The 14257-nt window shown below is 66.3% G+C and carries 12 protein-coding genes; 6 read left to right on the top strand and 6 right to left on the bottom strand.

The annotated features are described in order from the left end of the window. The first annotated feature begins 37 nt into the window (after window positions 1–37). On the top strand, window positions 38–1348 hold the full coding sequence (locus GT613_RS06305; RefSeq protein ID WP_161172562.1) for an amidohydrolase family protein: 1311 nt from the start codon (window positions 38–40) through the stop codon (window positions 1346–1348). Here GT613_RS06305 and GT613_RS06310 read toward each other — a convergent pair. Genes GT613_RS06310 through GT613_RS06320 form a run of 3 tightly spaced genes read right to left on the bottom strand, consistent with a single transcriptional unit; the run spans window position 1345 to window position 4138 of the window. Continuing rightward, complete coding sequence (locus GT613_RS06310) at window positions 1345–3000, bottom strand: VWA domain-containing protein (protein WP_114516431.1); 1656 nt, start codon at window positions 2998–3000, stop codon at window positions 1345–1347. The two genes, GT613_RS06305 and GT613_RS06310, sit on opposite strands and share 4 nt — an antisense overlap. A gap of 21 nt (window positions 3001–3021) precedes the next feature. After that, window positions 3022–3618: a hypothetical protein gene (locus tag GT613_RS06315; protein WP_035578351.1), complete on the bottom strand. Its 597-nt coding sequence runs from the start codon at window positions 3616–3618 to the stop codon at window positions 3022–3024. Then, window positions 3608–4138: an RNA polymerase sigma factor gene (locus tag GT613_RS06320; protein ID WP_370516104.1), complete on the bottom strand. Its 531-nt coding sequence runs from the start codon at window positions 4136–4138 to the stop codon at window positions 3608–3610. Before GT613_RS06320 ends, GT613_RS06315 begins: the two co-directional genes overlap by 11 nt. 628 nt (window positions 4139–4766) lie before the next feature. Between GT613_RS06320 and GT613_RS06325 the strand changes: the two genes are divergently transcribed. After that, window positions 4767–6812, top strand: coding sequence for an ATP-dependent DNA helicase RecQ (locus tag GT613_RS06325; RefSeq protein WP_009304802.1), 2046 nt, complete (start codon window positions 4767–4769; stop codon window positions 6810–6812). 166 nt (window positions 6813–6978) lie between these two features. Beyond that, complete coding sequence (locus GT613_RS06330) at window positions 6979–7686, top strand: pirin family protein (protein ID WP_009304801.1); 708 nt, start codon at window positions 6979–6981, stop codon at window positions 7684–7686. A 74-nt stretch (window positions 7687–7760) separates the two neighbouring features. Here GT613_RS06330 and GT613_RS06335 read toward each other — a convergent pair whose 3' ends face one another. From GT613_RS06335 to GT613_RS06345, 3 genes are read right to left on the bottom strand one after another with little or no spacing between them, the layout of a single operon-like run. Continuing rightward, a complete protein-coding gene (locus tag GT613_RS06335; RefSeq protein WP_009608847.1) occupies window positions 7761–8795 on the bottom strand; it encodes a DUF4097 domain-containing protein in 1035 nt (344 codons plus the stop codon). Beyond that, on the bottom strand, window positions 8788–9420 hold the full coding sequence (locus tag GT613_RS06340) for a DUF1700 domain-containing protein (RefSeq protein ID WP_009304799.1): 633 nt from the start codon (window positions 9418–9420) through the stop codon (window positions 8788–8790). The genes GT613_RS06335 and GT613_RS06340 overlap by 8 nt, the downstream gene beginning before the upstream one ends. After that, complete coding sequence (locus tag GT613_RS06345; RefSeq protein ID WP_009304798.1) at window positions 9417–9731, bottom strand: PadR family transcriptional regulator; 315 nt, start codon at window positions 9729–9731, stop codon at window positions 9417–9419. Before GT613_RS06345 ends, GT613_RS06340 begins: the two co-directional genes overlap by 4 nt. Before the next feature lie 857 nt (window positions 9732–10588). On the opposite strand from GT613_RS06345, the gene gatC reads away from it, so the two are divergent. The 3 genes from gatC to gatB are packed head-to-tail and all read left to right on the top strand — an operon-like array spanning window position 10589 to window position 14165. Continuing rightward, the gene (gene gatC, locus GT613_RS06350; protein WP_009304797.1) at window positions 10589–10900 is read left to right on the top strand and encodes an Asp-tRNA(Asn)/Glu-tRNA(Gln) amidotransferase subunit GatC; all 312 of its coding nucleotides are present in this window, start codon (window positions 10589–10591) and stop codon (window positions 10898–10900) included. Continuing rightward, the gene (gene gatA / locus GT613_RS06355) at window positions 10900–12588 is read left to right on the top strand and encodes an Asp-tRNA(Asn)/Glu-tRNA(Gln) amidotransferase subunit GatA (protein WP_009304796.1); all 1689 of its coding nucleotides are present in this window, start codon (window positions 10900–10902) and stop codon (window positions 12586–12588) included. The genes gatC and gatA overlap by 1 nt, the downstream gene beginning before the upstream one ends. Before the next feature lie 2 nt (window positions 12589–12590). After that, window positions 12591–14165, top strand: a complete 1575-nt coding sequence (gene gatB, locus GT613_RS06360; protein ID WP_009304795.1) for an Asp-tRNA(Asn)/Glu-tRNA(Gln) amidotransferase subunit GatB — start codon at window positions 12591–12593, stop codon at window positions 14163–14165. Window positions 14166–14257 lie beyond the last annotated feature (92 nt).

Consider the following 14257-nt stretch of genomic DNA (forward strand, 5'->3'; position numbering starts at 1 on the left):
GCGCGGCGGCGCCTTTGCCTCAACCGAAAGGATCGCCATGACCTCCTACGTGTTCACCCATGCAACCGTGCTCGACGGCACCGAGGGCATGGAGCCGCAGCCCAACATGACCGTCGTGGTGAACGAGGGCATCATCGAGAAGGTGGGTCCGGCGGCCACCACCGTGGGGCCGTTCGACGCTCGCGAGATCGACCTTGCCGGAGCGTATCTGGCTCCCGGCCTGGTGAACCTGCACGTGCACCTGTGCGGCTCGGGCAAGCCCACGAGCGCCGGCGCCGCAGGCGACCTCATCGACAAGGTGGTGGGCAACCCGCTGGGCAGGTGGTACCTGCGCCGCACGCTCAAGGCGCATGTGCGGCAGCAGCTGGCCAGCGGCGTGACCACCGTGCGCTCGGTGGGCGATCCTGGGTTCGCCGACGTGGACGTGCGCGATGCCATCAACGCGGGGAAGCATCCGGGTCCGCGGCTGGTCACGTCCGGCGTGGGGGTCACGGTGCCCGGCGGCCACGGCGCGGGCCTGTTCGCGCACGTCGCGTCCACGCCGGAAGAGGCGCGCGCCATCGTGCGCGACTGCTTCTCGCACAAGTGCGACTTGGTGAAGCTGTTCGTCACGGGAGGCGTGTTCGACGCCGAGGTGGAGGGCGAGCCGGGTGTGCTGCGCATGTCGCCCGAGGTTGCGCAGGCGGCTTGCGACGAGGCACGCAAGCTGGGCCTGCCCACCGCCGCGCACATCGAGAGCGCCGAGGGCGTGCGCGTGGGCCTCGAGGCCGGCGTGGACACCATCGAGCACGGCGCCCCGCTGGACGACGAGCTGATCGCGCTGTTCAAGCGCAACGGAGCCGGGCGCGCCTCGTCGCTGACCTGCACCGTCTCGCCTGCGCTTCCGTTCGTGGAGCTCGATCCCGCCAAAACGCATTCCACCGAGGTGCAGAAGGTGAACGGCCGCATCGTGTTCGAGGGCATCGTGCAGGCGGCGAAGCAGGCGCTGGCGGCGGGGATCCCCGTAGGTTTGGGAACCGATTCGTCGTGCCCCTACATCACCCAGTACGACATGTGGCGTGAGGTGGTGTACTTCGAGCGCATCGTGGGCGCGTCGCGTCAGATGGCGCTGCATACGGCCACGCTGGGCAACGCGCGCATCCTGGGGCTGGGCGACGAGACGGGCTCCGTCGAGGCGGGCAAGGCGGCCGACCTCATCGTGCTCGACCGCAACCCCCTGGAGAACCTGGAGGCGCTTCGCGACGTGCGCATGGTTATGGCTCGCGGCGTGCTGGACGAGCATCCTCGCGTGAAGCGCCTTGCCGAACTGGACGTCGAGCTCGACGGCTTCCTGCCGAAGCCCGTCTAGCGGCGCTGCCGGCGGGCGAGGTCGGCGAGGAGGGTTTCGAAGCCTTGCTGCTGGTCGGTGAGCTCGCAGCTTGCCAGCAGGTCGCGGGCGCTTTCGAGGGTGGCGGTACCGGCATGGGGCGAGCGGTGCAGCGCCATGCCGCACTCGATGACAGCGGCGGCGAACGTCCAATCTCCGTTCGGGCAGTCGGTGCAGCTTTCGTCGTCGACGACCAGCGCCTGCTCGACCGCTTCGACGGTTCCCGCAGGGCGGTAGCGCATCGTGCACGTCAGCCATTCCCCGTCGTTCGCTTCGGAGCGGCGACCGTCCTGCCGGTCGTCGGCATCGCTTCCGTATTTCAATGCGGACGCGCCCGCCTCGAACGCCGATCTTGCGGGGACGATCTCGTACGCTACGGTGAACGCATGGCCCGCGCCCACCTCGCCCGCGTCGGCCGCATCGTCGCGGAACTCCTCGTCGGCGAGCGCGCGGTTCTCGTAACCGATCAGCCGATAGCCCTTCACCCGGTCGGGATTGAATTCCACCTGGATCTTCACATCGTCGGCAAGCGGCACGAGGTTCGCACGGAGGTTCCGGCCGAGCACCCGCCGGGCTTCTTCGGCGCAGTCGACGTAGTGGTAGGCGCCGTTGCCGTGGTCGGCCAGCGTCTCCATCTTGTTGTCCTTGTAGTTGCCCGAGCCGAATCCCAGCACCGAGAGGTACACGCCGGTCTCGCGCTTCCGCTCGACGAAGTCGTGCAGCTCGCTCTCGGACGAGATGCCCACGTTGAGGTCGCCGTCCGACGCCATGACGACGCGGTTCACACCGCCTTCGATGAACGACGATTCCGCCAGACGGTACGCCTGCTCCAAACCGGCTTCCCCGTTCGTCGACCCTTCGGCGACGAGGCCGTCGACGGCGCGCATGATACGCCGCTTGTCGTCGCCCGGCACGCCTTCGAGCAGCACGCGCTCGCCGCTGGCGTAGGTTACGACGGACACGCGGTCGCGCTCCGTCAGCCCTTCGACGAGCGTGGCGAACGAGTCTTTGACCAGGGGGAGCTTGTCAGGGTCGTCCATCGACCCCGAGACGTCGATGAGGAACACGAGGTTGGCGCCCGCGGACGAAGCGTCGCCGTCCTTCTCGGTGGCGAATCCCATGACCAGCAGCTTCGTCTGGTCGTTCCAAGGACAGTCGCTCATCTGGGTCGATACGCCGAACAAGTCGGAGCCAACGGGCGCCGGGTAGGCGTAGTCGAAGTAGTTGAGCAGCTCTTCGGTGCGCACGGCGCCGGCAGGTACGACGGCCGGCGCGTATTCCTGCGCCACCATGCGGCGCAGGTTGCAGTACGAGGCCGTGTCGACGTCGGCCGACAGCGTGGACAGCGGGCTGGTCGCAGGGGAGAGGAACCCCGGCTCGTCGAGCGCACGGTATTCCTCGGTGCCGCCGGGAGAGGGCGAGGGGTTGTACGGATAGGGAGGAGGGCATGAGGAGGCTGTCTCGGGCAGCGCGGAACCGATGGCCATGATCTCCAATTCGCTTGCAGCCGATCCCAGCTGGCCGCCCGCCTGACCGTCGGGGCTGCATCCGGCAAGCGATGCGCCGGCGATCAGGGCGGCGAAGGCGATGGAGCCCGCGGCGAGCCTGCCGCGGCTGCGGTTGGAAGCGTGCATGATGTTCTCCGTTCGTCGGGCTTACGCGGGGTCGGCCAGGTACGTGACGCCGTTTTCGTCGTATCGGATGGCATAAGGGTGGGCCGGGTCGCTCGTCGCGAACACCGTGCACGGCGAGGATGCCGTTACGCCGGGGCCGGTGGCGACGGTGCGCTCCAATTCTTCTCCGACGATTTCGGGGCTGGCAGGTAGGGGGCCGTCGTCGCCGAGGGCGACGCGCAGACGCTCGCCCGAGGAGAGCGTGACGAACGGGTGACGTGCGTCTCCGTCGGACGGAGCCGCGCCCGATTCGCTTTGCGCTTCGTCGGCCGAGGAGGGGGCGGCTGATTTCAATTCGTCGTTGATGCTGGCGATCGTCGCCGCACCGCCGGAACTCGGGGGCTGCGTGAGGGAGGAGGCGTAGGTGAGCGCGCCGATGCCCGCAGCAAGCACGAGGCAGGCGGCGAGGGGGATCAGCGCGCGCCGCGCCGACCGGCGCTTCGGCGCGCGCCGCTCGCTTGCGGCCAGCAGCTCCGCCAGCATGCGCCGCCGGGCCTCTTCGTCGGGACTCATGCTCTCGTAGGCATCCGCCAGACACTTCTCGAGCGATTCTTCCGCGTGGAAACGGCTATCGTCCATGTCTCTCACCTCCCAACATCGTCTTCAGAAGCGCCCGCGCCTCGCTCAGATGGCTGCGCACGGTCGAGGATGGCACTCCGGTCAGGGCCGCTATCTCTGCCGTGCGATACCCCTCGTAATAGAACAGGTACACGCAGGTCTTGTACTTCTCCGGCAGGGCCAGCACCGCATCCAGCGTCTCGTCCTGCCGCGCGCGCCTCTCGTCCGCGATGTCTTCGGGAAGGGCGGTCTGCCGCGTTCGGTGCGCGCTTTTCAGCACGTCGCGGCAGTGGTTCTGGGCGCATACTATGAGCCATGCCTTCTCGTGCTCGGGGTCGTTGAATCGGCGCGGGCGGTCGATCAGCTTCATGAACACGCTCTGCGTCGCGTCCTCCGCGTCGGCCGCGCTGCCCAGAAACGAGTAGCACAGCCTATACACCGTCGCGGCGTGGCGGTTGAACAGTGCGGCTATGTCGACGTTGTTCTGCAGCGGTTTTCCCTTTCTGACTGCAACACGATCGAGCGGCGGGTTTTGTCGGATGAATTTGGAGGATATTGTAGCGGAAGGCGATGCTTCGCTCCGCAAGCCTGCGAAACCTTGCGCGCAGCCCACGCGGTTCTTGCGTGCAGTCCATGCGGATCTTGCGCGATTCTAGCGCGGATCGTACGCGGATACCACGCGCAGCACGCGTCGATCCAGTGCGGATCCAACGCGGATCACGCGTGGATCCAACGCGGATCTAACGTCAAAAATATTGTTTGATCTGGGAAAACTTTTACTTCACAGACAGCGTGCGAGGCACTAGAATCATGGCTGTCAGCAGTGTCCGTTTCCGGCGGGTGGCGCCTTCGAGAGGAGGTGATTACCCGATGGATAGTTTCAATCTGATCGCAGGACTATGTTCCATCTTGTCATTCTTCATGGCAGCCTACGACTGGGCGCGACGAAAGCGGAAGGCATCGAGGAAACAGAAAGGACGGCGGGAGTCCTAGTCCCTAACCGTCCCCGAAACGTACCGGCGTCACCCGTCCGGAGCTTCAATCCCACGGGCACCGCTGACACCCTGCATTATACATGCTTCCTGCCGTCGCGCAAGACGTGTTCGAGGAACAATGCAGTATCATGGGAATACGAGAGCAAGCCGGAAACGGGCGGGGAGGAAGCAGCAGTGACGGATCTATCGCAGGCGCACCAGGCGCTCAAGCAGCACTTCGGCTACGAGGCCTTTCGACCGGGGCAGGAGGGTGTCGTCGAGGCGATCCTCGGCCGCCGCGACGCGCTCGCGGTCATGCCCACGGGCGCGGGCAAGTCGGTGTGCTACCAGGTGCCCGGCGTGGTGATGGACGGCTTGGCGCTGGTGGTGAGCCCGCTCGTGTCGCTGATGGGCGACCAGGTTCGCGCGCTTCTGGACGCCGGCATCCGCGGTGCCTACCTCAACTCCACGCTCACGCCCGGGCAGCAGTCCACCGTCCTGCGCCGCGCGCTGGACGGCGCCTACCAGATCATGTACGTGGCGCCGGAGCGACTTGCCGATCCGAGGTTCCTCGAATTCGCGCAGAGGGCGGCCATCCCGCTCGTTGCCGTGGACGAGGCGCACTGCGTGTCCCAGTGGGGCCAGGATTTCCGCCCGTCGTACCTGACCATCGGCGATTTCATCGCACAGCTGCCGAACCGTCCCGTCGTGGCGGCGTTCACGGCCACGGCCACCGCGCGCGTGCGCGCCGACATCGTGCGCCTGCTCGACCTGCGCGACCCCTACGAGGTGGTTACGGGCTTCGACCGCCCGAACCTGTACTTCGGCGTTGAGCGGCTCGATCCGAAGCGCAAGATCGCGCGCATCGCCGGCTACGCGCTGGAGCATGCGGGCGACAGCGGCATCGTGTACTGCTCCACCCGCAAGGACACCGACAAGGTGCACGCCGCGCTGCTGGAGGAGGGCGTCCGCGCCGCGCGTTACCATGCGGGCATGTCGGCGGCCGACCGCGCTGAGAGCCAGAGCGCGTTCATCGCCGACGACGCGCCGGTGATGGTGGCCACCAACGCGTTCGGCATGGGCATCGACAAGTCGAACGTGCGTTACGTGATCCACCACAACATGCCCGGCAGCATCGAGGCGTACTACCAGGAGGCCGGTCGGGCCGGCCGCGACGGCGAGCCTTCCACGTGCCTTCTGTACTGGAGCGACGGCGACGTGTCCACCTGCCGCTTCTTCATAGAGCAGGAATCGGGCAACGAGGAGCTTTCGCCCGAAGAGGCCGAAGCCGTGCGCGCCTCGCGCCGCCGCCTGCTGGCGGCGATGACCGGCTACTGCCACACCACCGGCTGCCTGCGCCGCTACATCCTCGATTACTTCGGGGAGCAGAAGGTTCCGTCGGCTTGCCGGCCGACGGAACGAGCCGACGCTGCGGAGGCTTCTGGCGCCGAACCTTGCGGCTCCAAGTCCTCCTCACGGCCCGAAGGCCGCCACGTCGGACTTTCACCGCAATCTTCGGCGCCAGAAGCCTCCTCGCTGACGTTACGAACGACCGGCGACAGAGGTTTTTCCTGCGGCAACTGCTCGAACTGCGCGGGGGAGTTCGAGTCGATGGACGTCACCGACACCGCGCTCGCCGCCATGCGCTGCGTGCAGGAGCTGCGGGGTCGCTTCGGCAAGGGCATGGTGGTGGATGTGCTGCGCGGCTCGCAGAACGCGAAGCTGCTGGACATGCATCTGGACGAGGCCGCGTGCTACGATACGGTGAACGCTCCGGCTGCGCAGGTGAAAGAAGTGATCGAGCTGCTGGCTGCAGGCGGCTACCTGCTGATTACCGAGGGGACGTACCCGGTGGTGGGTCTGGGGCCGCGTGCCCGCGAGGCTGCCGAAGAGGGTTTCAGCTTGTCGATGAAGCGCGTTCTGCGAAAGCCCGAGCGCACGCGTTCGGCTGCAGGCGGTTCGCACGTGTTCGGCTCGTCGGGAGCGCCCGCGAACGATGCCGACCCCGAGCTGTTCGAGCGTCTGCGCACGCTGCGCAAGCGCCTGGCCGACGAAGCGGGCAAGCCTCCCTACATCGTGTTCTCCGATGCGGCTCTGCGCGATATGTGCGCGAAAAGGCCTGCAACCGACGAGGAGTTCCTTGAGGTCAGCGGCGTGGGCGCTACGAAGCTCGCCCGTTACGGCGAAGCCTTCCTGTCCGAGATAGCCGCGTTCGAGCAGGGGCTTGCAAACGGGCGATGATCCGCCTCGCCGCTTCCGACCCGTGCGAAAAATCCGCCCCGCTCTCGCTTGCCCTCTAAGCTTGCTCCTCATCATCTCGTTACGCGAGCGACATGCAACCGCCACGCGTGGCGCGCAGGGGCACGCTATCATCGCTTCATCAAACAACAAGAAGGAGCGATGGGCCATGATCAAGGTCATCAAGCACGAGAACATGGGCAGAAGCGACCGGGGATGGCTGCACAGCCTGTTCCATTTCTCGTTCGCCGAGTACTACAAACCCGATAACATCAAGTTCGGCGCGCTGCGCGTGGTCAACGACGACCGGTTCGACCCGCACGGCGGGTTCGGCATGCATCCCCACGACAACATGGAGATCATCAGCTACGTCGTGGACGGCCAGCTCACGCACCGTGACAGCCTGGGCAACGGGAGCCGCCTCGAGCGGGGCGACGTGCAGTACATGAGCGCAGGAAGCGGCATCATGCACAGCGAGTACAACGATACGAACGAGCCGCTGCGTTTCCTGCAGATATGGATCTTGCCTGACGAGAAGAACGCGGAGCCGAACTATGGCGACCACCGCTTCGACTGGGAGGACCGCGTGGGGAAGTGGATGCCCGTCGCCTCGGGCGAGGAGGGCTTCGCGCCTATCCGGATCCACCAGGATATGAAGGTGCTCGTAGGCGTCATCGGCTCGGACGAGACGCTGTACTACGACCTCGACCCGGCGCGGCAAGCCTACCTCATCCAGATCGAGGGCGAAGGCATGGTGAACGGCAACGAGCTGGACGCGGGCGACGCGGCCGAGATCACCGCCACGCGCGAGGTGTCCGTTCGCGCGAAGACGCCGTCGCACTACATTATGTTCGACATGGCTGCTGACGAGGCGTAACGGCTTTGGCATGCAGAAGGCCCGCGGCAACACCGCGGGCCTTCGTTGCGCGTTTGCGCAGGAAGAAGGGTGATTTAGAGCTTCGGGGCCTCGGGCGCTTCGGGGGCTTCCGGTGCGGTCGGCGCGCCGGAGTCGCTGCGGACGCCATTGCCGTTGCTGACGCTCGCGCTGCCGCCGGAAAACGTGAGCGTCACGTCTCCGCTCATGGTGCGAGCGCTCACATGCCTCGACGCTGTGGCGCTGCCGGCCGGCGAGTGCACGTCTCCGCTGACCGAGGAGGCCTCGATGGCGTATTCGCCGTCCGAACCGGAGAACGAGGCGTTCACGCTGCCGCTCACGGCATCGAACTTCGCGTCGGTGGCTGCCACGCCCGCCGCCAGGATGTCGCCGCTACCCATGCGGGCGTCGAGGGTCGCCGTGTTCACGCCTCGAAGCAGCTGTCCGCCGCTCGCCGTGTCCAGCTTCACGATCTCGGTCGCCTCGACGTCGGAGAATTCGATGTTGCCGCTCATCGTGGTTGCGCTCAGGTATGCGCACTGGACGCGCTGCACCTGCACGTTGCCGCTGGCGGCGTTCGTCACGATATCGTCCGCGGCGAGGCGGGAGAGCGAGATGTTGCCGCTCGCGGTTTTCGCCGTCACTGAGCCCAACCTGTCCAGATCTGCGGCATCCACATTGCCGCCCATGAGGTCGATGTCGAGCGTGCCCGTGTAGCTGCGCGGCACCTTCAGAACGGTAGAGTGGTCCTCGAACGATCCGATCATCATGATGTCGATGGCCGGCTCGCGCGAGCCTTCGACGGTGACGGTGCCGCCGTTGTCGTCCACGTCGAAGCTCTTGCGCTCGTTCGTCCAGTACGTCACCTCGATGGCGTCGCCGTCGGTCGGCTCGATGCGCACGTCCTCGCCCATGTCGCGCAGGACGATGGCGGTGTGGGGGTTTTCCGTCTCGGGTGCGAACGTCTTCGTGGAGGACGTCCAATTGCGGGATTCGGTCGAGAGGTTCTCGAAGTTGAACCCGGCCGCCGCGAACGCGCCGAACGATATGGCGCCTCCGCCGATGACGAGGATGGTTGCTATGACGAGCAACGTCTTTTTGCCGCTAGACATGAGCTGCTCCTTCCGGCGCGATCGGGCTGGCATCGTTGCGCTTCAGCTTGATGAACAGCCCCTTCACCCAGCGGGCGAACGAATGCGTGAGGTTGACGAGCCCCTTGCTGGCGGCCAGCACGCCGAACCAAGAGAACAATCCCAGGCCTGCACCGGCCAGGCCGCAGCCGAAGACCCAGATGCCCGAGAGCGGAAACCCCGTGGCCGCGCACCAGGCCAGGCCGAACACGCCGATGGGCGCGCATAGGAGCAGCGTGAGCACGACGGCCCACAGCGCCACGACGACCGACCAAATGGCCAGGTAGATGGCCAACACCATGCAGGCGAACGCCAGCGCCAGCGTCACCCAGATGGGGGAGAGGATGGCAAGCAGCACGATGTTGAGCGTGCGGCTGCCGGTGTTCGCCTTCGCGATGGCCTTGGGAATGGGCGGCGTTTCGGCGACGATCTGAGCTGCGATGGCGTGCACCGATCCCAGCGCGGCCACGGCTTCCTGCTCGCTCATCCCGTCTTCGATGCGGTCGTCGATCATCTCGGCGTAGAACGCGATCGATTGTTCCACCTCGTAGGAGGGCAGCTTGCCGAGCGCATGCCTGAGCGCATCCAGAAACTCGGTCTTGTTCATCGGTTGGCACCTCGTTTCACATATTCGTAGACGTCCAATACGTCGTCCCAATCCTTCAAGAACTCGTCGAGGTACGTGACCCCGGCCGGCGTGATGCGATAGTACTTGCGCAGGCGCCCGTTGTGCTCGATGGCGTAAACCGTCAGCAGCCCCGCCGATTCCAAGCGTTTGAGCAGGGGGTACAGCGTCGATTCGGTCAAATGCAAACTCGACGGCACGTCTTTGACGATCTGGTACCCGTACGAGTCCTGGCGGTTGATCGATGCGAGCACGCAAACATCGAGGAAACCTCGTTTCAATTGTGCATCCATCGCATACCTCCTTTCGCCTTATACTATATGACACATAGTATAAGGCGTCAACGGGTATTTGGAGATTCCGCGGGAAGGATGGCGGGGAAGGGGCTGCGCGGCTGCGACGGCTGCCGATGAGCTGCCGGGGCTGTGCGGTTGCGACGGCTGCCGATGAGCTGCCGGGGCTGTGCGGTTGCGACGGCTGCGACGGCTGCCGATGAGCTGCTGGGGCTGCGGGGACGCTCCGAGATGGGGAAGGGCCTGGTCGCGGAGCCTTCCCGCTCAGCCGAAGTGCGCGAGTGTCTCACGTGAAACATTTGTGCGGTTCTCCATCGAAGCGAGGCGCGACGGTATCGGTCGCGAGAACCCGGGCGGGAGACGCCGATCGCGCGCTCGGCGCCGTTACGGTAGTGCGCGGCACGTCGACCGGCGCGGCATGTTTCCGTGGTTCCATGTGCAGCAAAAACGAGCTTTTGGCACCCCTCGGTGCTCTTCGGCATTTTGCTCGTTGAAACTTTGCAGCAAAACCCCAGGTCGCGTTTCATCGAGCCTTGGGAATGCGGCATTCGGCCTCGGTTCGGCGGTTTCCGGACGGGTCCGGCGTGCCAAAACCTCGTTTTTGCTGCACATCGCCTTGAGGAGACGCGCGAACCCGCCCGACGGCACGAAGCGACGACCCGGCGCGGCGCGATCCGAGCCGCGTTCCTCAAGGCGCGCGGGCGTTGAGAAAAATCATGCGGGGCGGGAGCGCGGTGGGTTGGCAACGCCGAGGTTTGCTATTATAGACGGGTTATGTTTTCACCGGTGCCACCTTCGGTTTTCGAGCGATACGCGCGGAGCCGATGCGTGAAAACGAGAGAAGGAAAGCAGGCTCTATGACCCAACACCTCACCGAGCGCGACGTCCGCAGCATCGCGGAGTACGCGCGCATCGGGCTGGACGCCGACGAAGTCGTGCAGATGACGGTCGATCTCAACGCCATCATCGACAGCCTGAAGCCCATCACCGAATACGACCTCGACGGCGTGGAGCCTACGTTCCACCCCATCGGCGGCCTTTCAAACGTCATGCGCGAGGACGAAGAATCCCCCTCCTTCACGCAGGGGGAGGCGCTGGAGAACGCGCCGAAGCAGCAGGACGGCTGCTTTTTGATCCCCTCGATTCTGGGCGAAGGGGGCGATCGCTGATGGCTGCAACCGCACCCGTGTTCGCCGCAATGGGCGTGCGCGAGATCCGCGCGGGCCTCGCCTCCAAGGACTTCTCGGCGCGCGAGATCGCCGAGAGCTCGCTTGCCCGCGTGCGCGCGCTCGACGGCGCGACGCATGCGTTCCTCGAAACCACCGAGCAGCTGGCGCTTCGGCAGGCGGCTGCGCTCGACGCCGCCGTCGCGGCCGGTACGCTGGACGCGTGCGGCCCGCTGGCCGGCGTGCCCGTGGCGTTCAAAGACAACATGAACCTGGAGGGTACGCACACCACGTGCTCGTCCGCGATGCTGGCGAACTACGTGTCGCCCTTCACGGCTACGTGCGTTCAGCGCACCATCGAAGCCGGCGGTATTCCGCTGGGCAAACTCAACATGGACGAGTTCGCGTTCGGCTCTTCCACGGAGACGAGCGCGTTCGGCTCCACTAGGAATCCGTGGGATCTCTCGCGCGTGCCCGGCGGCTCGTCGGGCGGCAGCGCCGCTGCCGTGGGCGCGGGGTTGGCCGCCATCACGCTGGGCAGCGACACGGGCGGCTCCATCCGCCAGCCGGGCAGCTTCTGCGGCGCTGTGGCCGTCAAGCCCACGTACGGCGTGGTCAGCCGCTACGGCGTGGTGGCCTTCGGCAGCTCGCTGGACCAGGTGGGCCCGTTCACGCGCTCGGTGGAGGATGCGGCTTTCGCGCTCAACGCCATCGCCGGCCGCGACGTGCTGGACTGCACGAGCCAGGACTTGGACGTCGACTTCACGGCGAACCTCGCCGAGGGGGTCAAGGGCATGCGCATCGGCGTGGTGCCCGCGTTCATGGAAGCCCAGGGTCTCACCGACGAGGTGAAGGCCAAGGTGGAGGAGGCCGTGGAGCATCTGCGCGCGCTCGGCGCCGACATCGTGGAGGTGGAGCTGCCCAACGCCCAGGCCGCTATGAGCGCCTACTACGTGCTGGGCCCCTGCGAGGCGTTCAGCAACCTCGCACGCTTCGACTCGGTGCGCTACGGCTACTGCGACCCGGGCCACAAGGACCTCGGCGGCCAGTACGAGGCCAGCCGCGCGAAGGGCTTCGGCCCCGAGGCGCGCCGCCGCATCATGCTGGGCAGCTACCTTCTGTCCGCAGGTGTGTACGACACCTACTACTACCCGGCGCAGCAGGTGCGCACGCTCATCACGCAGGACTATGCGCGCGCCTACGAGCAGGTGGATTGCATCGTCGCGCCCGTGTCGCCGCGCACGGCGTTCACGTTCGGCGAAGTGAGCGACCCCACCGACATGTACCTGTCGGACATGTTCACCATCTCCATCAATATCGCTGGCAACGGCGGCATGAGCCTGCCGGTGGGCCTCGGCGCCCAGACGCAGCTGCCCGTGGGCGTACAGCTCATCTCGCCCCAGTTCAAGGACCAGAACATGCTGCGCGTGGCCGCCGCGCTGGAAACGGTGTACGGCCCCGCCCCCGTGGCCCCGGCCTTCGCCCCGGGTCAACCCTACCCCGAAGGATCGATGGCGGACATCCCCGACGCCGCCGACGCGACCCCAGGCGTCGACCTGCCGGGACTATGCATGGACAGGGAGCCCTCCGGGGGCGTCCACCAAGCGAGTTCCGCAGCGAAGCGAGGACTGTCTGAGCGACTGGATGCCCCCGGAGGGCTCCCGTTCCAGGTAGAAAAGGCAGGTGAGTAGCCATGCGGAAGCTCGAAGAGGTGCTCGAGGATTGGGAGGCCGTCATCGGCCTGGAGATCCATGCCGAGCTCACCACGCTCGACACCAAGATGTTCTGCGGCTGCAAGCTGGAGTTCGGCGCCGAGCCGAACACGCACACGTGCCCCGTGTGCCTGGGGATGCCGGGCGCGCTGCCCGTGCCGAACCGCGCGGCCATCGAGTCCATCGTGCTGGCGGGCCTGGCCACGAACTGCGACATCGAGAAGCACTCGATGTTCTACCGTAAAACGTACATGTACCCCGACATGTCGAAGAACTACCAGACCACGCAGGGCCCCGTGGCGTTCTGCATGCGCGGCCACCTCGACCTCGACGTGGACGGCGCGGCCGCCAAGGAGCGCATCGACCTGGACGGCCTCGACGTGGGCGAGAGCCGCGGCAACGTGACGCGCACCGAGACCGGCTACACCGCGCACGTGGGCATCACGCGCATACATATGGAGGAGGACGCGGGCAAGATGGTGCACATCGGCGGCGGCGAAGGCCGCATCGCCGGCGCCACGCACTCGCTGGTGGACTACAACCGCGCAGGCACCCCGCTCACCGAGCTGGTCACCGAGCCCGACCTGCGCACGCCCGAGGAGGCGCGCCTGTTCATGCAGAAGCTGCGCCAGATCTACCTGGCGCTGGGCATCTCCGACTGCTCGATGGAAGAGGGCTCCATGCGCTGCGACGGCAACGTGAGCCTGCGCCGCCGCGGGGCAAAGGAGTTCGGCGTGAAGACCGAGCTCAAGAACATGAACAGCTTCAAGAACCTCCACGACGGCCTGGCCTACGAGATCTGCCGCCAGGCGGAAGTGCTCGAGGAGGGCGGCCAGATCTTCCAGGAAACGCGGCATTGGGACCCGTCGGCCAAGCGCACCATCGTGATGCGCGTGAAAGAGACGGCCGACGACTACCGCCTGTTCCCCGATCCGGATCTCGCGCCCTACGACCTTACGGACGAGTGGATCGATTCCGTGCGCGCGAAGCTGCCCGAGCTGCCCGACCAGAAGGCGGCCCGCTTCGAGGACGCGTTCGGCCTGAGCGCCTACGATGCGCGCCACTTGGTGGAGCATCGCGCCACGGCCGACTTCTTCGAGGCGTGCATGGAGCTGGCCGGCGCCGATGCGGCCAAGCTGGCGAAGCCGGTGGCGAACCTCGTCATCAACGACGTGACCGCCTACCTGAACGCGCACGAAGGCGTTCAGCTGGCCGACACGCCGCTTACCCCGGCGCGCGCGCTTGCGCTCGTGCGTCTCACCGCCGAGGACGCCATCTCGTCCAAGCAGGCCAAAGAGGTGTTCGCGGCCGTGCTCGACGAGGACAAGGATCCGGCCGCCATCGTGGAGGAGCGCGGCATGAAGCAGGTGTCCGACACGGGCGCCATCGAAGCCGTCGTCGACGCGGTGCTGGCCGCCAACCCCGACAAGGTGGCGCAGTACCAGGGCGGCAAGACCGGTCTCATCGGGTTCTTCGTGGGCCAGTGCATGAAGGAGATGCGCGGCCAGGGCAACCCGAAGCTCATCAACGAGCTTCTGGCGAAGAAGCTCGGGTAAGCATGCGCGCCGCCGCCTCGGGATAGGCGGCGGCGGGCTCGATGCCCGTGTCGGCCTTCTTGAGGGCCTTCACGTCGCCGCCCGCCTGGTCG

The sequence above is a fragment of the Eggerthella sp. BIOML-A4 genome (assembly GCF_009875575.1).
Taxonomy (GTDB): domain Bacteria; phylum Actinomycetota; class Coriobacteriia; order Coriobacteriales; family Eggerthellaceae; genus Eggerthella; species Eggerthella lenta.